Here is a 23,270-nt window from a genome sequence, read left to right as displayed (position 1 = left end):
GTCCACGGTTCTATGCAAAAGATGCCCAGCAGCATCCAGGCCGTGATTTGGTGCGCTAATGTTCGTTGTTTCATAGGTATTGCCTCCTCGTGTCTGCTTGTCTTGCAGTACGAATGACGTGCTGTACAAGGCGTATGGTACGATATGCGTGGGTATGTACTATGAGAGATAAATCTATTCACTCCGCCGGTATCTCTGATCATGCCACAATAAAAGATTTTCTTTCTTTAATTATAAACATATCTTAGACTATACTTACTATGTATTGTAGACCCGTTTTCATAAAATAGAAAGTAATTATTTACACATTCTTATTTTTATGTCAAAAAAAGCCTGACAAGATCATATATAATATGTACCTGCCAGGCTCTATATTGGTTTTGAAAAGAAAAAAGCTGTAACACCCATATGATAAAAATCATCTTTGGGTGTCACAGCTTTTTTCCAGTACTAACGGCTCAAATCAGTCGCAGATACTTTTTTACACATTCCATTCTTCCTTCAGAGTAGACAGGCACATAAATGTTTGTGAGGATGAAACAGTAGGTATTTCATTCAATTCTTCCATGAGAAATTGTTCCAGATCATCCGGAGTCTTGACCAATACTTTGAGCAAATAGTCAAACGCTCCCACTACATGGTGGCATTCCAAGACCTGTGGAAATTGAATAATTTTTTCTCTGAACTCTTCTACATCACCGGACCGCTCCATATTAACCATAATAAAAGCAGTTACATTGTAACCCGTTCTTCGGCGGCTTATTTTTGCGCAATATCCTTCGATAATACCGCCATGTTCCATTTTACGAATTCGTTCAGCTACAGCTGGGATAGATAAGCCTACAACTTTACTGATTTCAGTAGCCGATGCCTTACCATTCTTTTTCAAAATCGTCAAAATTTTTTCATCAATATGATCCATTGTCACTACCATCCTCCGCGAGTATTTAAATATCCAACTTTCATCTTATACAATAATATTATCTTACATTCTAAAGAAAAAGTAAATATAATTAAAGATTTAAATTTTTAAAATACAGTGTGCCCTGAGGAGGTATCTTACTCTTGTAAATGAAAATCCTTATTCATATCAGAAAAATGTGCTTTAAAATTGTCTGTCATATACAATGCGCCATCTTGCGACGTAATTTCACATTCTATTCCATCTATAGTATTAACAAATTCCAGGCCTTTTTCCGGCCCCATTACAAATACGACCGTCGTCAGTACATCGCTCAGCATGCCTGCATGCTCTACAGATCCATCTACAGCAATCGAATCACTCATCACATTAGCCGCTGCCGGATAGCCTGTCCGAGGATCAAATATGTGGCAGTACCGCACACCATCCTGAATAAAATAGCGTTCATAGTCTCCTGAAGTAGATAACGCCTGATTTTCAATAGACACTATCCCCAAATAATCACCGCTTTTATCAGAACGAGGATGTTTTATACCGATATTCCAAGCTTTTCCCTTACTTGTTTTGCCTATGGCATACATAGAACTGGATCCCATGTTAATAAGACCACGAGTAATATGATGGGCTTCATAAATTTTACGGACTTCGTCGACGGCAAATCCTTTCGCTACGCTTCCTAAATCAATTGCCATTCCGGGTTTAGCCAGCATGATGCTATGATCTTCCGGACGAAGCAAAATGTCCTTATAGTTTATCTTTTTCAACGCATCCGTGATTTCCGCCTGCGCCGGTATATGCTGATCTTCGTTGCCGATATCCCAAAGACTAATAAGCGGCCCTACCGTAATATCAAACATGCCGTTGCTTTTTTCAGCATACATTTTGGAAAATGCAACCATTTCATAGACTGCAGGATCGACCTGAACATAGTGCTGTCCTGCGGCCTGATTGATATGACTCACATCACTATTAGGGTCCTGAGACCGGGCTAATGCATCCAGCTGTTCAATTCGCTGGAATCCTTCATCAACAGCTTCTTTCGCTTCTTTGCCGGACGCACTCAAAGAGATTGTTGTATCCATAGCAATACCGTTCTTATCAAAAGACGGCTCCGAATGCATAGCACATCCGGAGCAGCCTAAGATACTAACGATGAAAGCGGCAGCAAAGAAACTTTTTGCGTATCGTTTCCATTCCATATATTAACCTATTTTTTCTTCTTTCTTTGCACTTGCAACAAGAGCTGCAATTGCCTTAGTCGGACATTTTGCAAAACAAGTTGCTTCTTCACAGTCATGACAAATGGACGCATCAACAACTGCCAGATGGTCAACAACTTTAACACCGCCGGCATGCGAGCAGTTTCTCATGCACAGGCCACAGCCGATACATGCTGCTGCACAGTCTTTACGGGCCACGCCGCCAACTTCCTTGGAGGAGCAGCTGACAGCGACTTTGGCACTAATAGGCAGCAATTCAATAACATGATTCGGGCAGATACTAGCACACTTACCACAACCGGTACAAAGATTTTTATCGACTTGAGGAATACCGTTTTCTCCCATCGTCATGGCATGGAAGGGGCAGTTACGCACACAGTTTCCAAAACCGAGGCAACCAAATTTGCAGAGCTTAGGACCTTGCTGTATGATTTTGGCAGCAGCGCAATCGTGAACGCCCTTGTATTCATATGCCATTTTAGCAATGCCATTGCCGCCGCGGCAGCGAATGTGAGCAAATTTTGGTTCTGTCGCTTCAGCCACTTTCCCGGTCAGCTTGGCAACAATATCCGCTACTTCCGCTTTACCAGGAACACAGAGATTCGGCGGAACATCAGGATCAAGAACAACAGCTTCCGCATATTTAGCGCAGCCGGCAAAACCGCAGGCACCGCACTGCCCTTGCGGCAGTGCTTCTTTTACTTCGCCAATGAGCGGGTTTTCTTCCATGGCAAATTTTTTATCAGCAAACGCGAGGATAAAACCAAACACGATACCTACGCAAGTCATGATAACAACCGCCATGATTGCTATGAACGTGTAACTCATAATATTTATTCCAACTCCTTTGCGCGACTAGATCATACCGGAAAAGCCAAGAAATGCCAACGAAAGCATACCGGCAACAATAAAGGCAATCGGTGTCCCTTTCAATGCATGAGGAACATCGGCAAAATCCAATTTTTCACGGCAGCTTGCCATCAGAATCAGAGCCAGTGCAAAACCCAGTCCGGATCCGACGGCAAATACCAGGTTTTCAAGAAACCCATATTCATTGGTAACACTGATAACAGGTACGGACAATACGATACAGTTCGTCGCAATCAGCATGAGGTAAATTCCCCACATATTGTACAAGGTAGGAGATTGTTTTTTGATGATAATTTCCAATAACTGTACAAAACTTGCAATCAAAACAACGAAGGAAATTGTACGCAGGAAGGTCAGTCCAAACGGCACCAGCACGAAATTATACAGCAGCCATGCCAGTACGGTACTCATCGTAATGACAGAGGTTACGGCAAAACCCATACCAATAGAGGCGTTGAGGTTTTTGGAAACGCCAAAGAAAATACACAACCCTAAGAACTTAGTCAATACGAAGTTGTTAATCAATACAGCGCCAACAAACAGCGTAAAGTATTCCATTATCCTTCACTCCCTTTCAGTTGTTTTGCTTTTTCACGGGATTCATTCCACATTTTCAATCCGGCCATAAGGAATCCGATCAGCATAAAAGCTCCTGGCGGCAGTGCCAGAATCAATGCCGGCTGATATGTTGGCCCAAACATAGGAATTCCGAGGAGTGTGCCATTACCGAACAATTCACGGACAACAGAAATAACAATCATGGCAATGGTAAAGCCAACGCCCATGCCCATCCCATCAAGGAACGAAACGACAATGCCGTTCTTGGATGCGATAGATTCAGCACGAGCCAGAATAATAGCAAATACAACGACCAAATCCAGATATACGCCAAGTGCTTTATACAAGTCTGGAGCATATGCTTGCAGGAATAATTGGACACAGGTTACGATTGTTGCGATGCAGGTAATGTATACAGGCACACGTACCTTTTTATTGATCGTCTTACGAATAATAGAAACAACAACGTTGTTAGAGGTAATAACGAACCATACTGTCAAGCCCATTGTCAAACCGTTGACTACGCTGGTAGTGACGGCAAGCCCAGGGCACAAGCTCAAGGCCAGGACAAAGTATGGGTTTTCTTCAATAATGCCTCTGCTAAATACTTTCCAAAGACTCATTATTATTTCCCTCCCATCTGAGCTGCTTGTTCCACAGCTTCCTTAACGCCTAATGTAACGGCACGGGAAGAAATCGTAGCGCCGGTCATAGCCTGAATATGCTTTTTATCGCTTTTTTCCTTGGTTACTTCCAGGTTTTCTAATTTCTTACCTTTAAACTGACCGCGGAACGGCGGTTTCGAAGCATTATCTCCCAAGCCAGGCGTTTCATTGGCTTCGAGCATTACAAAATCAATAACAGATCCATCCGTTGATACAGCCGTCAGCATTTTGATCGGACCACCGTAACCTTTAGGAGCTGTAGGAATAATATAAGCAACCTTTTGGCCGCCTTTTTCTGCAATAAATGTGTCTTTTTTGCCTTCTACGGCAACAAACTTATCAGCATCGGGAACCAGGTTTTTCATAGATTGTTCTTTCATTTCTTCCGCCTTTGCCTTTGCTGTCGGTCCTGTAACAAAGAAAACAAGACCAATAATGCATCCGGAAACAAAGCAGGTAAGTATCAGGTTCATTGCGATCTTGACAATACCGCTTCCTTTTTTATCTGCCATTTTATTTAGCCCCCTTTGTCTTTACTTCACCAAAGACTGCAGGTTTTACAAGGCGGTCAATAAGCGGAGTCAGTGCGTTCATGAGCAAAATAGAATAGCAAACACCTTCCGGATACCCGCCGAGAAGACGAATCAATACAGTAATCAGGCCTGCGCCAAAAGCAAAAATGATCTGCCCTTTTAACGTAATCGGAGCAGTAACCATATCTGTTATCATGAAGAAAGCACCGATAATCAAACCACCGGCCATCATGTGGAAGAGTGGATCGCCTGAAAACAGACCTGTACCAAAGGAAACACCGCCAAAGATCCATGTGAGAACCCCGACTGTTGCGATCATAACGACCGGAGCCTGCCAATTGATGTAACCTTTGTAAATAAGATATAAGCCGCCCAATACAAGAAGTACTGTCGACGTTTCACCCAAAGAACCGTTGCGGAAACCGAAAAACAGGCTTTGATACATAGTTCCGGGATCGTTTCCAAATAACTGGAGCACAGCGTCATGGCCGCCGTGTTTTAAAATATTCAACGGCGTAGCACCCGCAACACCGTCAACGACCGTACCGTTTACCTGGGTCCATGTCGTCATGGCAACAGGCCAGGAAACCATCAAGCCGGCACGGCCTACGTGCGCCGGGTTGAACAGATTATAGCCTAAGCCCCCCATAGATTGTTTACAAACGATAATTGCAAGGAAAGATCCGATGATGCTCATCCACCAGGGAAGCGTCGGCGGACAGGTCATAGCAAGCAACAGGCCAGTAATAACCGCACTACCATCCGTGATGGTAATTTTTTTGTGCATCATTTTTTCCCATAAAAATTCAAATACAACCGCGGAAACAATTGCAACGATGATATTGACAAGCGCGCTGATACCAAAATAATATACGCCGAACGCAGCAGCAGGTACAAGTGCGGCAACAACGTTCCACATGATTTTAGGAATTGTTTCGGTACAGCGAACATGCGGCGAAGATGATACAGTAAGTTTAAAATCCTGCATGTCTTTAGCATCCTTTCCCATAGTTTGTCCTTTAGCTTCTGGACTCATGATATCCCTTCTTCCATTATTTCTTGGCTTGTGCTTCGGCTTTCACCTGAGCAGCCCGTTGAATAGCCTTGCACTGAGCTTTGGCATTACGGATATACTGAACAATATTGCGTTTTGCCGGGCAGGTATACACACAGCTGCCGCATTCCACACAGTTCATTACACCATATTCCGTACATTTTTCCCATGCCTGGCAGGAAGCGAAAATGCTTAACTGACTTGGAATCAATCCCATCGGACATGCATCAACACAGCGTCCGCAGCGAATACACGGTTCTTCTTCGCCGACCTGACACTTTTCCGGCGATAATGCAAGAATGCCGGACGCACCTTTGGTAATAGGAACATCAAGCTGATATTGCGCCAGCCCCATCATCGGGCCGCCGGCAATAACACGATCCGGCTGCTGAGAAAAGCCGCCGCAGTAATCAATGACTTCCTGAAATGTCGTACCAATACGAAGACGGAGATTTTTTGGTTCCTTGATGCAATCCCCTGTAACCGTCGTAAGACGTTCAATAAAGGGAATACCCTGGCAGACGGCATCGGTAATCGCAATGACAGTACCTACGTTGCTGACGACACAGCCCACATTCATCGGAAGCCCGCCTGGTTCGACCTGCCGTCCCGTGCATGCTTCGATCATCATTTTTTCAGCCCCCTGCGGATACTTTGTTTTGCAGGCAAGTACGGTCACTTCAGGGACATTCTTGAACGCTTCTGTAAGATGTTGAACCGCTTCGGGTTTGTTATCTTCAATGCCGATAAATCCTTTTTTGACACCCAGCGCCTTCATGCAAATCTGAACCCCGGTCACAAGCTTATCAGATTCTTCAATCATGGCACGATAGTCACACGTCAGATACGGTTCGCATTCCGCACCATTTACAATAAACGTATCAACAGGCTTATTCGGCGTGAGTTTTACATGCGCCGGGAAAGTCGCCCCGCCGCAGCCAACGACGCCAGCTTTTTTAATCAGCTCAATAATTTCCTTGGTATCCAGCGTCTTCCAATCATGTTCTTCCGGAAGTCCATCCGCCCATTCATCCAAACCGTCTGCCTTGATCACGACAGCCATGCATTTGACCATCATATTGTGCGGCATCGGAGCTACCTTGATAACATCACCGGATGTCGATGCGTGGATGTCAGCATGAAGGAAAGCATCACTAGTCCCAATAAGCTGGCCTTTTTTGACATGATCGCCAACCTTGACCGTCGGGGTACAAGGGGCACCAAAATGCTGGCTCATCGGGATGACTACTTGATCCGGTACTGCCGGGGTTTCTATGACCTTGTCTTTCGCATAGATTTTACCATCATCAGGATGGACCCCACCTCTTTTAAAGGTATTCAACATCAAAAATCACCTCATTAAATATATAATGAAAAACAATAAAAACATGAAGCAACCAATTCAGAGAGTCGATATACTTTCCGGCCAGCTTTTCCGTATCAGCCCAAAGACCACCGGCTGCTGCAGAATCTTCACACCTGATACGGAACAATGCGTTCCATGGATAAGTCTTGACTGTACAATATCGTATCTCCAAGGGGTGCCCCCCATTCTCTGTCATGCCCGGTTGGTATAGACGCAAACCAAAGCATGAAAAGTATGTTTACAATCGGATTATCGTTGCACGTTGATAAGCGGCACCGCTTTTCATGCGGCAACACGTATCAAATCCAGCTATTAAAGATTTCCCGACTGCAGTTTGGAAAAATAAGGCAAAAGATAAAACTATCTCCAACACATACTTTCAATCGCTTACATTATATCATTATATAGTGTAATATTCAATGTGAAAATTATAGCAAGCAGGTCTGTTTTTATATCTTTTTAATATACTATTTTCTACGAAAAGACGCGCTATATTCTTTGTTTTTTTTATAAATATACATTTATAGCTTCTACTGTACACATATGAAAAAGTCACCCATTTTGGTGTCTTTTCGTTATTTTAAAAGATTTTTTTTCATTAATGCCCATAAAAAATGTCTCTATATTGTCTGAAATCCTAAACAAAAAAACTTTTAAAAATGTATGTACTGTTTATCACATATTTTAAATATTTGCTTATAAAAAAAAGCAGGGGCTTATCTTGAAAAGTCCCTGCTCCATACGGTTCAGTTTATTGTTTTTTTAAGTCTAACGCCGTTTTTATTAATCCTTTAAAAAGAGGATGCGCTTTTGTCGGACGAGATTTGAATTCCGGATGGAATTGGCAGCCCACAAACCACGGATGATCTTTCAATTCAACAATTTCCACTAACCGATCATCCGGCGAAGTTCCTGATAAGACCAGTCCGGCATCCATCAATTCCGTACGGTACTTATTGTTGAATTCCCACCGATGACGATGCCGCTCATAAATAAGGTTTTCGCCGTACACTTCATATGCATTAGTTCCCTCCGTCAGCTTACAAGGATACAGGCCAAGACGCATTGTACCACCTTTATCAGAAATGTCGACCTGATCCGGCATAAGGTCAATAACAGGGAACTGTGCATCTTCATTGAATTCCGATGACGTAGCTCCTTCAAGCCCGGCAACGTGACGGGCAAATTCCATAACGGCACACTGCATCCCCAAACATAATCCAAGGTAAGGAACCTTGTGTTCGCGGGCATATTGGACAGCACGGATTTTCCCTTCGACACCCCGGTTTCCAAAGCCACCCGGAACAACGATACCATCAATACCCTTGAATATTTCTGCCATGGATACCGACGGGTCTTCCAGTGTCTCTGAATCAATCCAGTGGATATGTACCTTTGCCTTATAGGCAATGCCGGCATGCGTCAACGCTTCAGCTACACTTAAATACGCATCGTGCAGGGCAACATATTTGCCAACAAGTGCAATATCCACATCATATTTCGTGTGGTAAATATCATATACCATTTGTTTCCATGCATCCATATCACAAGGTTTATCCGGCAGCGCCAGTTTTTCCATGACGATCTGATCCATACCCTCCTCCGAAAGAAGAAGCGGTACTTCATAAATACTGTTCAATGTTTTATTTTCAATAACAGCTTCTTTATCAATATCACAAAACAGTGCCAGTTTGTCCTTCATATCATCCGACAAAGGCCGTTCTGTACGGCATACAATTATGTCCGGCTGAATTCCAATACCACGCAGTTCTTTTACACTGTGCTGCGTTGGCTTGGTTTTCAATTCACCGGCAGCTCCAATATAAGGTACCAGTGTTACATGAATGTATAATACATCATTGCGGCCTACTTCTTTTTTGATCTGACGGATCGCTTCCAAAAAGGGCTGACTTTCAATATCTCCCACGGTACCGCCAATTTCCGTAATAACAACGTCTGCATTGTCGTCATCCCCTACGCGGTACACGCGTTTTTTGATTTCATTGGTAATATGAGGGATAACCTGAACAGTGTGGCCTAAATAATCACCGCGCCTCTCTTTTTGGAGAACGGACCAATAAATTTTGCCAGTTGTAACATTGGAATTTTTCCCTAAATTAATGTCAATAAACCGTTCGTAATGACCTAAATCCAAATCTGTTTCCGTGCCATCGTCTGTGACGAACACTTCTCCATGCTGATATGGGCTCATGGTACCGGGATCTACATTGATATAAGGGTCAAATTTCTGAATCGTTACTTTAAAGCCGCGATTTTTCAGCAAACGTCCTAAGGCCGCTGCCGTAATTCCTTTTCCCAATGAAGAAACAACCCCGCCTGTGACAAATATGTATTTAGCCATAATTCCTCCCTTGCTGAGCATCTGCTCATTCTATTAATTTAAATAATTCCAATTTCTCTATATTTTATAATACTCTTTATTGTATTACATTTTTTTGGGAGCAGAAACCCCTAAAACAGCCAAGCTGTTTGCAATCGTAATACGAACTGCTGTGACCAGCGCCAGCCGCGCTTTTTCTAATTCCTTGTCCTCCTGAATAATACGGCAGTGATTATAAAAGGCATGGAATAAGCCGGCCAGTTCATGCGCAAAATGAGCAATACGATGCGGTGCCCGTTCTTTAGCAGCACGCTGTATCTCTTCAGGAAAAGCCGCCATTTTCTTGATCAGTTCCAATTCTTCTTCATTCTGAAGACGTTCCCAGTGCACATCGGACCAGTCCATATCCAAGCTCATTCCATTCTCCTGGGCCTGATGATAAATACTGTATATGCGAGCGTGGGCATATTGAATATAGTATACGGGATTTTCACTGCTATGAGATTTTGCCAGATTTAAATCAAAATCCAGCTGCGTATCCAGCGAACGCATAATAAAGAAATACCGGGCCGCATCTGTGCCGACTTCTTCGATCAGTTCGTTTAACGTAATTGCCTGTCCGGTTCGTTTGGACATTTTGACCGGTTTGCCATCACGAAACAAGCTGACCATTTGAAGCAGCAGTACTTCCAGTTTCCCGGGATCGTATCCCAATGCAGCCATAGCCGCCCTGACACGGGCCACATAGCCATGATGATCGGCCCCCCAAATATTGATAAGGGTTTTGAATCCACGATCGTATTTATTTTTATGATATGCAATATCTGCGGCCAGATACGTAGGCACACCGTTATCCCGAATTACGACACGATCCTTATCATCACCGTAATCTGTGGATTTCAGCCAAAGTGCTCCGTCTTTTTCGTATATTTTACCGCGCTGTTCCAGCACGCTGCAAGCTGCTCGAATGGCCTCCGGATGAAGGGTTCTTTCACTAAACCAATAATCGTAATGGACGTTAAAATCAGCTAAATCCCGTTTCAATGCCTTAAGCTTTTCTTCATATGCCCTATTTTTGAATATTTCCAGGCGTTCTGCCTCTGCCATATGTAAATACGAATCGCCATCCTGGTCAAAAATCGCCTGCGCCGTTTCAATAATATCATGACCGTGATATCCGTTTTCCGGTATTTCCGATGCTTTTCCCAAAAGTTCCAAATATCGGGCATTGACAGATGCTGCCAGATTATCCATCTGATTCCCTGCGTCGTTAATATAATATTCAGCCTGTACATTAAATCCGGCAGCACGAAGTAAATTAACCAGGGCACTGCCATAAGCGGCCCCGCGGCCATGTCCGACATGAAGCGGTCCCGTAGGATTGGCGCTCACATATTCTACCTGCACCGTATCTTCTTGCCGGAACGGCGCTTTGCCATATCCATCACCAGCGTGCAGGATCGCTTTCAGCGTATCATATATCACATCATGTTTAAGGAAAAAATTGATAAATCCAGCTCCAGCAATATCGGCCCTCTGCAACCAGGAGTATGTCATCTGGCCGACAAGAGCTTGCGCAATCATTTTAGGTGCCTGATGGGCGATACGGGCTGACTGCATGGCAAAATTCGTCGCAAAATCACCGAATTCCTTTTGCGGAGGAATTTCCAGATTAACCTCCGGATAGTCTCCTGCAGGAAGCGTGCCAGCTTTTACAGCTTTATCCAACGCTTCTTCAATTCCCAGCTTCAATAATTCCTTCATTTCCATTACGAATGATCCTCCTGCACTGTTATAGTCAATTGCGTATAATTAGCTCCAATACCCTCTAAATCGATATCGTATCCTAATCGGATCGTACCGATGCCATCGCAAAGATCCACGCTGCATTCATAGGTTTTCATAACAACGTCAAAATTTCCCATTGGGGTTTCATAACGGGACCGCATTGTTTTACCCTTACGATATTCCTGACGCTGCCGTATTTTGCCAAACCGCATGAGCATGACCGCATCATCAGGAAGCACCTTGATAATAGTCGTCACACCTTCCATGTCTGTAAGCTTGCTTTCTTCGTATACGATATATTGCGTGCGTTCTTTCGTATAAAATTTCCCTTCTGAAACAAGCTCCAGCTTCAGTTCTTTTCCTTCTTCATTCCGTTGGATGCTTTTTACGCTTACCAAGACAGGTTTCAATGTCTTCCAACCTTTCTCCTACCAATAATCCAATGTTACTATTATATAACAAGTGCAAAGAAAAAGAAACACTTTTTTAGCGTGCAATCCGCACGGACGGAAACGCATGCCTACTTTTTTTCATTTCGCATTTCCACGATATACGGCCAGTATTTTTTCGGCATAAATCGGCGCCGCAGACCTTCATTGCTGCGCTCCCCAATCGCAATTGTCTGATAATATTTTTTCCATAATGCAGTAAATGCGGCTTCCTCATCAGAAACATCTATCTGCTGCAGCGGCCGGGGAATCTCGATGATCGAAAGTACACCACCCTCGTACCAAATGCCCATATGCCGCCGAATATCGTGAATAACCCATTCTTCTCCCGGCAGACGACGCACAAAATGCGGTGCCATAACCGGAACCACACAGCATGTCGGATTGATTCTGCTGTACAGCATCCCCCCCGATAATTCCTGAAACCGTATCAGTCCCAATAATTTATGCCGTTCATTTCCCGTTTTCTGAGCCCACTTGCGGACTTCCCAAATCTCTTCATCACTGAGGTGGCTGAGGAATTCATCTTTCAAGTGAAAAGCCTGTCGAATATACCGAAGCAGCTTCATGCCCCGATCCGGCTGCTCTGCTAAAAAGGCATAATACAGAACATGACATGTCTTGCCGCCGCACTTGGTCTGAAGAGCTGTCAAAATACGCTGGGCTTTCTTCTCATCCGTATAGACATTGCGCTCTTCACCAAATAAAAATGTACTGCCCATAATTTTTATATCTTCCACATGATCCAAGCCGATATGCCATGCATCAAAAACAGCCGATAAAAAGCCGAAAAAAGTGCCGTCATATGTATATATCATGGGCGTGCCGTGGAAAAGAGATCCATTTCCTCATAGCTTCCGGACCGTTCCCGCAGAATTAGACGCTGCCGTATAAAATCAGGACATGATGATTCTCCATAAAATTTCCCTCTGCAGGTAATAAAATACTTGGCCCGTTTCAAAACAATCCCCAGCCGGCGCAGCGTATCATATGACAGCCATGCCGCCCGCCGGGCCGCACAAATACGTTGGGCCGAGGTGACGCCAATACCCGGGACACGCAGCAGCATATGATATGATGCCCGGTTGATTTCCACAGGAAATACCTCTGGATGCCGCAGCGCCCAACACGCCTTGGGATCCAGCTGAAGATCAAAATCAGGAGTTTTTTCCGTCAAAATCTCATCAGCAGAAAATTGATAAAAACGCAGAAGCCAATCTGCCTGATACAGCCGGTGTTCCCGCAGCAGCGGTGGTTTGACAACTGCCGGCAAATTAGCATCCTGCATCGCGGGCACATAAGCAGAATAATAAACACGTTTCAAATTAACCTTCCGGTATAACGCCTCGCCAAGACGAAGAATCGTCCGATCACTATCGGGCGTTGCTCCGATAATGAGCTGCGTCGTCTGTCCAGCCGGCACAAAGGAAGGCATGTTTTTACTTCTGCGCCGTTCCTCCTGCCGCTCAGCAATACCATTTTTAAGTTCATTCATTGGCAGCAGAATGCTCTGCTTCGTTTTCTGCGGCGCCAGAGCCTTCAAGCTAGCAGCGGATGGCAACTCAATATTGACGCTCATACGATCCACATATCCACCTAACTCCCGGATGAGAGAGCGGTCTGCACCAGGAATCCCTTTCATGTGAATGTAGCCGTTAAATCTCTTTTCCTCCCGCAGCTTCCGTGCCGTGCGAATCAGCAATTCCGTCGTATAATCAGGAGAATGATAGACTCCTGAACTAAGAAACAAACCTTCTATATAATTGCGGCGGTAAAATTCAACAGTCAGATCAGCGATTTCATCAGGCGTTAATATGGCCCGATCCGTTTCATGGGTACACCGGTTGATACAATACGCACAATCGTATATACAATTATTAGTCATTAATATTTTCAACAGCGAAACACATCGTCCGTCGGCCGACCAAGTATGACAAATACCGGAACAGGCCGCATTTCCAATACCATTTTTGGTATTAGCTCTGCGGCTGCCGCTGGATGAACATGATACATCGTACTTTGCCGCATCACTCAATATGGTCAATTTTCTTTGCATACTGTCCCAATCCATAGAGACACCTCCCTTCCATGTATCATAGCATATGGGAAGATTTTTTTCAAACGTATGTTCTATGCAAAAAAATCGAAGCGTCTGCGCCCTTATAAATGCAACCCCTCTTTCAATTTCGCAAAAATTTTTTCCTCTTCCTCTGTCAGCGGTCGTCCCAAGTCCACCTGCAGTTCTTCACCCGTATTTTTAGCCTGATCCTGTGTATGCGGATCGCCGCTTTTAGCGCTGTTATCACGAATAATCATGGTATTACCTCCTTTATAATATGATTGGAATTATTATACCATAGGAGAAGCGAAAGAGGTACAACATGATCAGCAATGTATGTATGCAAATATCTTAGTGCCTGAGCTGCTCTGCAAAAAAAAATTCTTTCTATTTTTCAGCATATAAGCATCTTTCGCAAATTCATAGATTACTTTTATTTTACTTCATTTCGGATCAGTGTTTGTTTAGATTATGCATTTTTTCTTTGGATATTTCTATAAATGGCCTTAAGACATGCTCGCTTTATATAATACAAAATTAAAAAGACCGCCCGCAGGCGGTCTTTTTATCAATTCATCAGATTAATGTTTCCGGATCAGGATATGCCTTGATATCTTCAGCAATCCGCAGTGCCATTTCATCGACAATGCATTCTTGATCATCGCAAAGGGATGATTTCATGTCTAGCGCCGGTTCAATCAGTTCGCAGCATTTAAATTGATCTTCCACATAGTCCACCATCGTTTTATACGCAGCAGAAGCCCAGCTGTGATTTGCGATAATTGCAATCTTACGTTTTTGAAAGAGTAATGTTTTCAAATCATGCAGGAAGCTTTCCATCGGCAAAAACAAATTCAAGTTATATGTAGGCGCAGCCAGCACCAAATGACTATATTCCCAAGCTTTGGCCGTAATATAAGAAGGATGAATTTTTGCTACATCATAGAGTCGAACATCATGAATGCCCTGTTGACTAAGCTTATGTGCCAACACGCAGGCCGCCCGTTCCGTATTGCCATAAATTGAAGAAAAAGCAATAACGACACCTTTCTTTTCCGGCACATATTGAGCCCAATGCTGGTATTTTTTAACAATATACTGAATTGTTTCTGGCGTACGGAAAACAACACCGTGAAGTGGGCAAATAACATCAATCGGAATTCCTGATGCTTTTTTCAAGACATTGACTACCTGCGGGCCAAACTTACCAACAATATTCACATAATACCGCCGTGCTGGGTCCAAATAATTTTCTTCAAAATCGACCTGGTCCGCATATACATTTCCTGTCGTCCCAAACATACCGAAGGCATCCGCACTGAACAGCATCTTATCCGTCAAGTCATAGGACATGATGACCTCCGGCCAGTGAACCATGGGCGCCTTAATAAATTGAAGTGTGTGCTTACCTAGTGCCAGCTGATCTCCTTCTTTAACAGAAACGTAGTTGTTCGGGCAGGGATGACGAAAAAACTGTTCGAAAAGCTTAAAAGTCTGCGGCTGTCCAATAATTTTTACATCCGGGTATTTTTCAATCAAGGCCAGTGCCGAGCTCGCATGATCCGGTTCCATATGCTGCAGAACAAAATAATCCAGTTTACGGCCATGGAGCAAATGTTCAACATTCTCCAAAAATTCATCACGGCAAGATTTATCCATGGCATCTAAAACGCAAGTTTTTTCATCATCGATGAAGTAGGAGTTATATGTTATGCCTTCCGGAATCGGGAATATCCGTTCAAATAACTCTGTCCGAAAGTCATTACAACCCATCCAGTAAATGCCGTTTTTTATTTCTTCTACGCAATACATAATAGTAATGTACCTCCTTATTTAAAAACAAATATTAATTAATAGCCTTCCCTTATACATTCATATCATACCATGTTTTTGTCCAATATCAAATATGTATATGAAAAAAAAGCAGCTTATTTAGAGTTTTTACTTTTATCAGAGCCGGCATTGATATCCTTAGAGGTATCGGCTGCTTTAGCAGAGCCGGCAGAAGCGTCGTCTCCATTGACTCTATCGGCCTCATTAGAAGTCGGCCGCGGTTCATCTTTGGCAGCACTGCTTTTAGCCTGATCCGCTGAAAGGGCATCCGCACGCCGCTGTTCTTCCGAAGCACTGCTGTCTGCTACCCCTTTAGAGACAGTAGAACCGCTGCCGATAGAATCCGCCTCTTCAACCAAACGGTCTACGAGCTGCTGCAGGACATCACGATCTGCCTGTGATAGTTCTTTGTTACTGCGCAGCAAGTCCTGCGCTTGTGCCGCAAGCTTGCTCGCAGCTGTGCGAGCGGCGCTTTGACTGATTTGCCCAGATACGTACTCGCGGTTCAATTCCCGCAGCGAGCTGGATATTTCTATTGTTGTGCTGCGGATACGAGATGCCGCCAGCTCATCGTTTCTCTGTTTCTTCGCATCGGCATCATGAATTCGCTTGTCTTCTTCCCTGTTTTCCAGTAATTCTTCCTGCTGCTGTTCCGAAACTTTAGCTAGTGTTTCTGCCGTGATATGCGTCCCCACATAATATTCATATCCCATATAGCCCAAAAGCAGAATCGGTATACATAAGAGCATCATTTCTATCCTGCGCATATGTGCTGCTCGTTTCCAACTGATAACATTTTTACGGCGATGTTCCATAAAAAGAATGATCAGCAGTACGATAACGATGAAAAACAATGCCATATAAATAAACAGCTTATGCCATACCGTTGCCTGCAGCTTGATCTCTGCAGGATCAGAATTATTCAGACGCCACATATAAGTACTGCCCTGATCATCCGCCTTGGTACTGTTGCTCACTACTCGTGTCCCCGATGGAAAGGATACTATATATTCCAAATCAACACCATTTTCCATCATCGGGATACCTAATCGCAAGGCCTTCATACTATCTGCATTATACTGATAATCAATATAATACGTCGAACAAATAAGACCATCATGTGTTTTATGGACAATTCGGTCTACTGAACTTCGATTGGCGCCTTCTTTTGTGATTGTTTTCATTGCCCGAAAGCCTATGCCATTATTATTATTATAATCCATGATAGTATAATTCCGTTGTTGAAATTCATCCGCATCTGATCTCAGATCCTTCTGCCCTTGCGCCGTATCGGACACCTTCAGCACATCCTGCGTTTCACTCCCGTCGTCATGAATAATTGTCTGTGCCCGAAAGCCTGATAACAGAACAAACGATGCCAGCAGCATAGCTGTCAGGCCTATTTTGAAATACGCTTTCATGATACCCTCACTTTCCATCTATCCAATTTATTCTTCTTTCGGCGGGACCATTCCTGATTCCACAATATGCTTTTTATCCAACGGAGTATTTCCCGGATTACCGGAAACCGCTGTTTTCCGGGCAGCATCCATTGCCGCTCCGCTGCTGCTTGCTTCCAGGGGCACTCCATTTACATAAATACCCTCAATGACACCTTCGCCCTTTTTCATCCGTACACTGGCAATGACGTTATCACCAGCGTTGATATCATATATACCATCTGATTTTTCCGGTGCAATACGGTACCGGTCAAACCCGACCCGGAACTGCACTGTCCCATTTTGAAAGGACACGACGGTGGCATTCATATAGTCACCGCCGACACTGGGTTTAGAGGCCGAAGCCCCTTCTATTTCCATGACACCCTTGGCATCGCGGGAAATATACACATATACAATCTGCCCTGCTTCAGGTTGGGACTGGTCCAGCCATTTAGTCGTATCTTCCGGGAATACAACTCGTATATAATCCGTTCCAAAGGAGGATACTTCCAATCGCGGCACACACTGCCACTGGTAGGGAATGCCATCTACGCCAATATTATGCCAGCGCCAGCCGATATATGCCAGCGTTCCCAGCTGTATGATCACGACCAGCAGAAACAGCAGCCATTTATTTTGCCCGTCAGGAGAAACTTGCCATTTTATTGCTTTCATTTTTTGGATTCTCCTTCCTGCGCCCACGGTGACCGGGACGGTTGTTTTTCCCGTTTCGCTGCTGGTTTCATGGATTGCCACGGAGATGACGCAATACGTTCCTGCTGCCGCGGCTTGCTGCGTTCCGCCGCATGCGGCAGCACTGTTACGTCTGGATCCCGAAATACCGGCGCCACAAAGGCCGAAGCATCCGGAGATTTATGAATAATAGTACCGTCGTTCTCTGTCCTCCCTTGCGGTCCTACTGGTTTCCGCATCGGAGGCATATGCACACCCTTCATCCATTCGGCTACCGTTTCCGCATCCTCTTGAGCATTGCGCTTATCTATAGCATACGAGGGCGGCACGATCTCTTTTTTTTTGGACCTTCTCGTATCTCGATCAGAACGTATCGTGGCAGAACGATGCTTCAGATGCAACCGCCGGTCTGACCGCTGCGCCGCTGCCTTTTTATCGTTTCTGACCCGCCTGATTTGGAAAATAGCCAAACCAAGAATAACAATGGCTATAACCGGTACTAAAGGAGAAAAGCTGGTGCCGAAAATAAATGAAAGAACAAGGCTCGCCAAAATAACGACCCCAAATTTCGCATGACCGAAATGCCCTGGCTGAAGCCCCTGGGCAGTTTCATAAAATCCCAGAAAAAGCATGTACACGGAAGATATGATCAGAGGTACGGAAGAATATAACCCGCTGCGCACAAGCATGGTTTCTCCCGCTAAAATAACAGGAATGCAGACATACACCACAGGCCCCCACAAGCGTTTTTTCACTCCTTTGGCAAGTAATATGACAATGGCCATAAATAAGATGACCGTCACGGCCATTGTCGTCCAGTGAAAGCCTTGGATCTCTGCAATGCCATGCCATGAAGCAGGCATACAAGAAATAAGCAGCGAGCCTGCAGCGGCAAAGCGACCGAACCAGCGGAATGGCACTCCCCACGCCTTGCGGATATCAATAGAATATCCGGTCAGCATGATTGCTACCGCCAAGGTTGCCAGCATAAGAAATGGAATGTAGTCTGCCGTCAGTGCGGCCAATCCAAAAGCGGCAAAAACGGTAATCGTCATCACCCATGAAAATACAGCCAGCCGTATTTCCTCATTATGTCGGGCCAGCACACGGTAAAAAGGAATAGCCAAAACAACCATAACCCACATAAAACCAGCACCGCCCATCGCATTGAGAGGCCCCCCCAATGCAGCCCAGTACAGTACCGCCAGCCCATAAACAATCGTACAGCCTACCGCGCGAAGCAAATACATCGCAGGCAGACATAAGATAGCACAAGCCGCAGCATAAGAAGGCAAATCCCAACCAATATAAAAGGTCTGCTCCGCCATCGCCACCGCCACAAAGACAGCAAGACAATGGACGACTCCAATGCCTTCCGCCAATATCGTCCCCTGCCGTTCCTGAAGCATGACAGCACCGATTCCAATTTGCGATATAATAAGAATACCTGCTGCGATTCCTATCCGCGCCGCCATAGGAACGTGATACCATACCTGAGCGGATCCCCAGATGATTCCCATTCCCAGCACAGATAAACCAATAATGATCAAGATACTATACAGCGATGCCGCGGACCGAAGACGGCTGTCTTCCTGCATGCCGCAAGCGTTGCGTATCTGCTGTTGGGCATCCTTGGAAATCCACCCGTTGGACACCCAATCATTGATCTGATTATCCAGCCATTCTTTATTGTTTTTCATCATCGTTCACTGCCCCCCCAGGCATATATATTAATTATACTATTACATTATATATAATTAGTACAATCAGTACCGAACCAGTCATTACATTGCACGTAACATGTAATCAGTATATCACAAAACAAGCGTTTCCCCTACATAAAAAAAAGACTTTGCCGCTCTTTTAGAAGCAAGCAAAGTCTTTTCAAATTTGTATTATTTCACAATAAGTACCGGGCATACTGCGTGCGTAACAACATAACTGCTAACAGATCCCATGAACAACCCCTTCAACGGCCCCAGGCCACGGCTTCCCATAACAATCAAATCAGCATTATATTTTTTAGCAACAGATAATACGGCCGGTCCCGGTGAACCGACTTCAAAAACGCTCTTGACTTCAAGATTCTGAGGAATCGCCTTGGCAAATTCGTCCAATACTCCTTTTCCTTCTTCTTCCATATCAAGTGCAACCTGTTCCGTTACATACCCGCTTGCATTAGGAATCTGATCAAAGTTAGAAATAACTGATACGATATTGGCTACATATACCAACGTAATTGTAGCACCTAGTGACGATGCAATAACAACGGCATGCTCCAAGGCTCGCTTTGAGTTGACAGATCCATCCGTGGGGACAATAATATTATTATATTTTTTCATATGAATCCCTCCAATTTTTTTACGCATTCATTCTTTCATCTAGTTATATAATTATTTCTCTGAAATACCCGTAATCTCCTTCTTTTTCCCACAAAATAATATAATATTTTTGAGATTAAAAAAAATATACTTTCTCTTATGTAAAAAATAAGCATAATACTTGTTTTTAATTATCTATACCATAGCGCTATCACTATGTTATAATGATAATTATATATAGTCATTATTAAGGTTTCAAGAGAGGTGGTATTGCATGAAAAAAATTTTCAAACCTGTCTTCAGCACATTACTCTTTCTATTGATGAGTACCCCCATCATTTTCGCAAATGATGCCACACATGAATTAATCGGTGCTGCATTACCAGTATGGAGTATAATTCCGTTTGTGGGCATGCTCCTTTCTATTGCGGTTCTCCCTCTTATCAAGCCTCACTGGTGGGAAAAAAACATGCTGGGCGTCGCCTTGACCTGGTCCCTTATTTTTATCATTCCCTTTGCCGCAATTTACGGTTTATCTGAAGCATTATTCAGACTGCTCGAATCGGTATTAATGGATTATATTCCCTTCATTGTCCTTCTTTTGGGTCTTTTCATCGTAGCCGGTGGTATCGTGTTAAAAGGCACACTGATCGGCACGACCAAAGTCAATGCGATTTTGCTCCTTATCGGCACGCTTCTGGCCAGTTGGATTGGAACGACAGGTGCCGCTATGCTTATGATCCGGCCCGTCATCCGAGCCAATTCCTGGCGAAAGCATAAGGTCCACGTCATTGTATTTTTTATTTTTTTGGTTGCCAACATTGGCGGCTGTCTGACCCCGCTAGGTGATCCTCCCCTATTTATGGGTTTTCAACGAGGTGTTCCGTTTACCTGGACCTTCCACCTGTTTCCAATTCTTCTGGTGAACATGATTATTTTATTCTTGTTGTTTATCCTGATTGACCGTTACTTTTATAAAAAGGAACTAGCAGAAGGGCGCACTCCCCACGATGGGCAGGAACATTCTGAAAAAGAGCCTATCCGCATCGAAGGAGTCCACAATATTATTTTCATTGCCCTAATTATTATGGGTGTCATAGCTAACGGCATGCTGCCGAAAACATTCTCTTTCTTTGCCAATAACGCTGGCATTCCTATTTATGACGAAATCGTATTCCCATACGCGACAATGGTCGAAATTATTCTTATCCTGACAGCTGCTTATTTGTCATTGAAGACGACCTCAAAATCGACTCGTGAGCTCAATGAATTTACGTTTGCCCCAATTGCCGAGGTAGCCAAGCTTTTTATCGGCATTTTCATTACTATGATCCCCGCTCTGATCATTCTTAAAACTCATGGTGCCGAATTGGGAATCGATCATCCCTGGCAAATGTTCTGGGCCACTGGTATTTTATCATCTTTCTTAGATAATACGCCAACTTATCTTGTATTTTTGCAAACAGCCGGCGCCCTGGGGACTGCACAAGGTATCGCTACTTCTGTCGGCACAGTATCTCAAATTATGCTGGAAGCTATTTCAGCTGGTGCTGTATTTATGGGTGCCAATACGTACATAGGCAATGCACCAAATTTTATGGTCAAATCCATTGCAGAAGAAAACAAAATTAAAATGCCGAGTTTCTTTGGATATATGGGATGGTCCTGCGCAATTCTGATTCCAACTTTTATTCTTGATATGATTCTATTTTTTTGGTAATCCCGTACTGCATTTACAAGGGCATATCTTAAAATCAAGTATAGATCAAAGGACCCGTTTGACGGGTCCTTTGATCTATACTATAATAAATTTCAATAAAAAACAAAAAAGCCATCCGTTTGGATAGCTTCTTATATGGTGATCCACCCGAGATTCGAACTCGGGACACCCTGATTAAAAGTCAGGTGCTCTGCCAACTGAGCTAGTGGATCATGGCTGGCAGGGGTAGCTGGATTCGAACCAGCGCATAGCGGAGTCAAAGTCCGGTGCCTTACCACTTGGCTATACCCCTATTGGGGCGAGTATAGGGACTCGAACCCTAGCGTAACGGAGCCACAATCCGCCGTGTTGACCACTTCACCATACCCGCCATAGTATCTGCGTTACCAAGGCACACTACTTCTTGAAGAGCCGGTAACGTAGACTATTCTATCATCATTCAAATTCTCTGTCAATAGAGCATTTAAATATTTTTACAGTATATACTACCGTTCTTTTTCTCCATACAGCAAATCCTTGACAAAATTCGGCAAAACAAAGGCACTGCGCTGGATACCTTCATTATAATATCGCGTCGGGAATATCCGATTTCTGTTGGGAGTCCATTGCAACGGATCATATTGTTTCGAACCCATAGTAAAGCAGTGCATCCCACTGGGATATAAAGGGATAAATGAGGTATACAGACGTGTAATGGGAAAAATATCAGACACAGAAGCCCAAATATTTTGAATCAGCGGCTGATGCATAAAGGGAGACTCTGTCTGCTGGACAAACAGACCATCTTTCTTCAGCGCTTTATAAGTGCTTTTATAAAAATCATACGTAAATAATCCTTCCCCAGGTCCAACGGGATCAGAACAGTCGACAATAATCACATCATAAAAATCGGCGGCCTCCTTCATGAATCCGATACCATCCCCCACTCTTACAGTAAGCTTGGGGTTTCCTTCCAGCATAGCCTTGGCAATAGACGGAAAGTAACGTTTGGAGAGCTCGATAACCTTCCCGTCAATATCAACCATCGTCACTTGTTCCACTTCCGGATGACGCACGGCTTCCCGGGCCGCACCGCCATCTCCGCCGCCGATAATAAGAACATTTTTCGGACTAGGATGTAAAAACAAGGGAATATGCGCAATACTTTCATGATATATAAATTCATCCTTAACAGATGTTTGAAATACCCCGTCTAAAACGAGCATCCGTCCGAATTCCCTTGATTCTGCTACAATAATATCTTGGTATTCTGAGTTACCCTTGTACAATATATCCGATACTTCCGTTGTCAAATCTAAATACGGTGACTGATGTTCTGTTACAAATTCTTTCATGGCTGCCTCCTGTACTATTGTTTTACTTTATTCTAACACAATTTTTTTATTTTAAAAATAGATACAAGTGCAAACAATTCTTTTTCCATGGTAATATAGATT

The 23,270-nt window shown here is 43.9% G+C and carries 22 protein-coding genes and 3 tRNA genes; 1 reads left to right on the top strand and 24 read right to left on the bottom strand.

Features of this window, described 5'->3' with window-relative positions; genetic code table 11:
* Positions 1 to 481: 481 nt before the first annotated feature.
* The 20 genes from AB840_RS05490 to AB840_RS05400 all read right to left on the bottom strand — a co-directional run bounded on the left by AB840_RS05490 (position 482) and on the right by AB840_RS05400 (position 20,135).
* On the bottom strand, positions 482 to 922 hold the full coding sequence (locus tag AB840_RS05490) for an Lrp/AsnC family transcriptional regulator (protein ID WP_048513824.1): 441 nt from the start codon (positions 920 to 922) through the stop codon (positions 482 to 484).
* Positions 923 to 1,059: 137 nt separating this feature from the next.
* Positions 1,060 to 2,121 carry an FAD:protein FMN transferase gene (locus AB840_RS05485; protein ID WP_048513823.1) on the bottom strand — a complete coding sequence of 354 codons (1,062 nt, stop codon included), beginning with the start codon at positions 2,119 to 2,121 and terminating at the stop codon, positions 1,060 to 1,062.
* Positions 2,122 to 2,124: 3 nt separating this feature from the next.
* Complete coding sequence (rnfB, locus tag AB840_RS05480) at positions 2,125 to 2,970, bottom strand: RnfABCDGE type electron transport complex subunit B (protein ID WP_048513822.1); 846 nt, start codon at positions 2,968 to 2,970, stop codon at positions 2,125 to 2,127.
* A 27-nt stretch (positions 2,971 to 2,997) separates the two neighbouring features.
* The gene (locus AB840_RS05475; RefSeq protein WP_200809901.1) at positions 2,998 to 3,570 is read right to left on the bottom strand and encodes an electron transport complex protein RnfA; all 573 of its coding nucleotides are present in this window, start codon (positions 3,568 to 3,570) and stop codon (positions 2,998 to 3,000) included.
* Positions 3,570 to 4,193 carry an electron transport complex subunit RsxE gene (gene rsxE, locus AB840_RS05470; protein ID WP_048513820.1) on the bottom strand — a complete coding sequence of 208 codons (624 nt, stop codon included), beginning with the start codon at positions 4,191 to 4,193 and terminating at the stop codon, positions 3,570 to 3,572. Before rsxE ends, AB840_RS05475 begins: the two co-directional genes overlap by 1 nt.
* A 2-nt stretch (positions 4,194 to 4,195) precedes the next feature.
* Complete coding sequence (locus AB840_RS05465) at positions 4,196 to 4,747, bottom strand: RnfABCDGE type electron transport complex subunit G (protein ID WP_048513819.1); 552 nt, start codon at positions 4,745 to 4,747, stop codon at positions 4,196 to 4,198.
* A 1-nt stretch (position 4,748) separates the two neighbouring features.
* Complete coding sequence (locus AB840_RS05460; protein WP_048513818.1) at positions 4,749 to 5,804, bottom strand: RnfABCDGE type electron transport complex subunit D; 1,056 nt, start codon at positions 5,802 to 5,804, stop codon at positions 4,749 to 4,751.
* A 16-nt stretch (positions 5,805 to 5,820) separates the two neighbouring features.
* Entirely contained in the window at positions 5,821 to 7,167 is a 1,347-nt protein-coding gene (gene rsxC / locus AB840_RS05455; protein ID WP_048513817.1) for an electron transport complex subunit RsxC, read from the bottom strand.
* The gene (locus AB840_RS05450; RefSeq protein WP_048513816.1) at positions 7,151 to 7,360 is read right to left on the bottom strand and encodes a hypothetical protein; all 210 of its coding nucleotides are present in this window, start codon (positions 7,358 to 7,360) and stop codon (positions 7,151 to 7,153) included. The genes rsxC and AB840_RS05450 overlap by 17 nt, the downstream gene beginning before the upstream one ends.
* A 579-nt stretch (positions 7,361 to 7,939) precedes the next feature.
* Positions 7,940 to 9,550, bottom strand: coding sequence for a CTP synthase (locus AB840_RS05445; RefSeq protein WP_048513815.1), 1,611 nt, complete (start codon positions 9,548 to 9,550; stop codon positions 7,940 to 7,942).
* A gap of 84 nt (positions 9,551 to 9,634) precedes the next feature.
* Positions 9,635 to 11,299 carry an arginine--tRNA ligase gene (gene argS / locus AB840_RS05440; protein ID WP_048513814.1) on the bottom strand — a complete coding sequence of 555 codons (1,665 nt, stop codon included), beginning with the start codon at positions 11,297 to 11,299 and terminating at the stop codon, positions 9,635 to 9,637.
* Positions 11,299 to 11,727, bottom strand: coding sequence for a YwiB family protein (locus AB840_RS05435; protein ID WP_078791672.1), 429 nt, complete (start codon positions 11,725 to 11,727; stop codon positions 11,299 to 11,301). The genes argS and AB840_RS05435 overlap by 1 nt, the downstream gene beginning before the upstream one ends.
* Positions 11,728 to 11,837: 110 nt before the next feature.
* Positions 11,838 to 12,584: a TIGR03915 family putative DNA repair protein gene (locus tag AB840_RS05430; protein ID WP_048513813.1), complete on the bottom strand. Its 747-nt coding sequence runs from the start codon at positions 12,582 to 12,584 to the stop codon at positions 11,838 to 11,840.
* Entirely contained in the window at positions 12,581 to 13,837 is a 1,257-nt protein-coding gene (locus AB840_RS05425; RefSeq protein ID WP_048513812.1) for a putative DNA modification/repair radical SAM protein, read from the bottom strand. The genes AB840_RS05430 and AB840_RS05425 overlap by 4 nt, the downstream gene beginning before the upstream one ends.
* A gap of 89 nt (positions 13,838 to 13,926) precedes the next feature.
* On the bottom strand, positions 13,927 to 14,082 hold the full coding sequence (locus AB840_RS17430) for a hypothetical protein (protein WP_169749395.1): 156 nt from the start codon (positions 14,080 to 14,082) through the stop codon (positions 13,927 to 13,929).
* A 319-nt stretch (positions 14,083 to 14,401) separates the two neighbouring features.
* Positions 14,402 to 15,637: an FprA family A-type flavoprotein gene (locus AB840_RS05420; RefSeq protein ID WP_048513811.1), complete on the bottom strand. Its 1,236-nt coding sequence runs from the start codon at positions 15,635 to 15,637 to the stop codon at positions 14,402 to 14,404.
* Positions 15,638 to 15,753: 116 nt separating this feature from the next.
* Positions 15,754 to 17,079, bottom strand: coding sequence for a hypothetical protein (locus AB840_RS05415; RefSeq protein WP_236684550.1), 1,326 nt, complete (start codon positions 17,077 to 17,079; stop codon positions 15,754 to 15,756).
* 27 nt (positions 17,080 to 17,106) lie between these two features.
* Entirely contained in the window at positions 17,107 to 17,775 is a 669-nt protein-coding gene (locus tag AB840_RS05410; RefSeq protein WP_048513810.1) for a hypothetical protein, read from the bottom strand.
* Positions 17,772 to 19,496, bottom strand: a complete 1,725-nt coding sequence (locus AB840_RS05405) for a DUF2157 domain-containing protein (RefSeq protein ID WP_048513809.1) — start codon at positions 19,494 to 19,496, stop codon at positions 17,772 to 17,774. The genes AB840_RS05410 and AB840_RS05405 overlap by 4 nt, the downstream gene beginning before the upstream one ends.
* A 192-nt stretch (positions 19,497 to 19,688) precedes the next feature.
* On the bottom strand, positions 19,689 to 20,135 hold the full coding sequence (locus AB840_RS05400; RefSeq protein ID WP_048513808.1) for a universal stress protein: 447 nt from the start codon (positions 20,133 to 20,135) through the stop codon (positions 19,689 to 19,691).
* A gap of 253 nt (positions 20,136 to 20,388) precedes the next feature.
* Here AB840_RS05400 and AB840_RS05395 point away from each other — a divergent pair, with 253 nt between their 5' ends.
* Positions 20,389 to 21,834, top strand: coding sequence for a sodium:proton antiporter (locus AB840_RS05395; RefSeq protein ID WP_048513807.1), 1,446 nt, complete (start codon positions 20,389 to 20,391; stop codon positions 21,832 to 21,834).
* A gap of 136 nt (positions 21,835 to 21,970) precedes the next feature.
* On the opposite strand, the gene AB840_RS05390 is transcribed toward AB840_RS05395, so the two are convergent.
* The 4 genes from AB840_RS05390 to speE all read right to left on the bottom strand — a co-directional run bounded on the left by AB840_RS05390 (position 21,971) and on the right by speE (position 23,168).
* Positions 21,971 to 22,046: transfer RNA gene (locus AB840_RS05390), tRNA-Lys, on the bottom strand.
* A gap of 5 nt (positions 22,047 to 22,051) precedes the next feature.
* A tRNA-Gln gene (locus tag AB840_RS05385) sits at positions 22,052 to 22,126 on the bottom strand.
* 2 nt (positions 22,127 to 22,128) lie between these two features.
* Positions 22,129 to 22,204, bottom strand: a tRNA-His gene (locus tag AB840_RS05380).
* Positions 22,205 to 22,319: 115 nt separating this feature from the next.
* Positions 22,320 to 23,168, bottom strand: a complete 849-nt coding sequence (speE, locus tag AB840_RS05375) for a polyamine aminopropyltransferase (protein ID WP_048513806.1) — start codon at positions 23,166 to 23,168, stop codon at positions 22,320 to 22,322.
* Positions 23,169 to 23,270 lie beyond the last annotated feature (102 nt).

The organism is Megasphaera cerevisiae DSM 20462, from assembly GCF_001045675.1.
GTDB lineage: Bacteria > Bacillota > Negativicutes > Veillonellales > Megasphaeraceae > Megasphaera > Megasphaera cerevisiae.
The sequence above is the reverse complement of the archived record's forward strand: the minus strand, read 5'-3'. Positions and strand labels throughout refer to the sequence as shown.

What these genes read in the sequence shown, in the direction of transcription:
- AB840_RS05490 (WP_048513824.1), bottom strand. Translation starts at nt 922, where the DNA reads ATGGATCATATTGATGAAAAAATTTTGACGATTTTGAAAAAGAATGGT.
- AB840_RS05485 (WP_048513823.1), bottom strand. Translation starts at nt 2,121, where the DNA reads ATGGAATGGAAACGATACGCAAAAAGTTTCTTTGCTGCCGCTTTCATC.
- rnfB (WP_048513822.1), bottom strand. Translation starts at nt 2,970, where the DNA reads ATGAGTTACACGTTCATAGCAATCATGGCGGTTGTTATCATGACTTGC.
- AB840_RS05475 (WP_200809901.1), bottom strand. Translation starts at nt 3,570, where the DNA reads ATGGAATACTTTACGCTGTTTGTTGGCGCTGTATTGATTAACAACTTC.
- rsxE (WP_048513820.1), bottom strand. Translation starts at nt 4,193, where the DNA reads ATGAGTCTTTGGAAAGTATTTAGCAGAGGCATTATTGAAGAAAACCCA.
- AB840_RS05465 (WP_048513819.1), bottom strand. Translation starts at nt 4,747, where the DNA reads ATGGCAGATAAAAAAGGAAGCGGTATTGTCAAGATCGCAATGAACCTG.
- AB840_RS05460 (WP_048513818.1), bottom strand. Translation starts at nt 5,804, where the DNA reads ATGAGTCCAGAAGCTAAAGGACAAACTATGGGAAAGGATGCTAAAGAC.
- rsxC (WP_048513817.1), bottom strand. Translation starts at nt 7,167, where the DNA reads ATGTTGAATACCTTTAAAAGAGGTGGGGTCCATCCTGATGATGGTAAA.
- AB840_RS05445 (WP_048513815.1), bottom strand. Translation starts at nt 9,550, where the DNA reads ATGGCTAAATACATATTTGTCACAGGCGGGGTTGTTTCTTCATTGGGA.
- argS (WP_048513814.1), bottom strand. Translation starts at nt 11,299, where the DNA reads ATGGAAATGAAGGAATTATTGAAGCTGGGAATTGAAGAAGCGTTGGAT.
- AB840_RS05430 (WP_048513813.1), bottom strand. Translation starts at nt 12,584, where the DNA reads ATGATATATACATATGACGGCACTTTTTTCGGCTTTTTATCGGCTGTT.
- AB840_RS05425 (WP_048513812.1), bottom strand. Translation starts at nt 13,837, where the DNA reads ATGGATTGGGACAGTATGCAAAGAAAATTGACCATATTGAGTGATGCG.
- AB840_RS17430 (WP_169749395.1), bottom strand. Translation starts at nt 14,082, where the DNA reads ATGATTATTCGTGATAACAGCGCTAAAAGCGGCGATCCGCATACACAG.
- AB840_RS05420 (WP_048513811.1), bottom strand. Translation starts at nt 15,637, where the DNA reads ATGTATTGCGTAGAAGAAATAAAAAACGGCATTTACTGGATGGGTTGT.
- AB840_RS05415 (WP_236684550.1), bottom strand. Translation starts at nt 17,079, where the DNA reads ATGAAAGCGTATTTCAAAATAGGCCTGACAGCTATGCTGCTGGCATCG.
- AB840_RS05410 (WP_048513810.1), bottom strand. Translation starts at nt 17,775, where the DNA reads ATGAAAGCAATAAAATGGCAAGTTTCTCCTGACGGGCAAAATAAATGG.
- AB840_RS05405 (WP_048513809.1), bottom strand. Translation starts at nt 19,496, where the DNA reads ATGATGAAAAACAATAAAGAATGGCTGGATAATCAGATCAATGATTGG.
- AB840_RS05400 (WP_048513808.1), bottom strand. Translation starts at nt 20,135, where the DNA reads ATGAAAAAATATAATAATATTATTGTCCCCACGGATGGATCTGTCAAC.
- AB840_RS05395 (WP_048513807.1), top strand. Translation starts at nt 20,389, where the DNA reads ATGAAAAAAATTTTCAAACCTGTCTTCAGCACATTACTCTTTCTATTG.
- speE (WP_048513806.1), bottom strand. Translation starts at nt 23,168, where the DNA reads ATGAAAGAATTTGTAACAGAACATCAGTCACCGTATTTAGATTTGACA.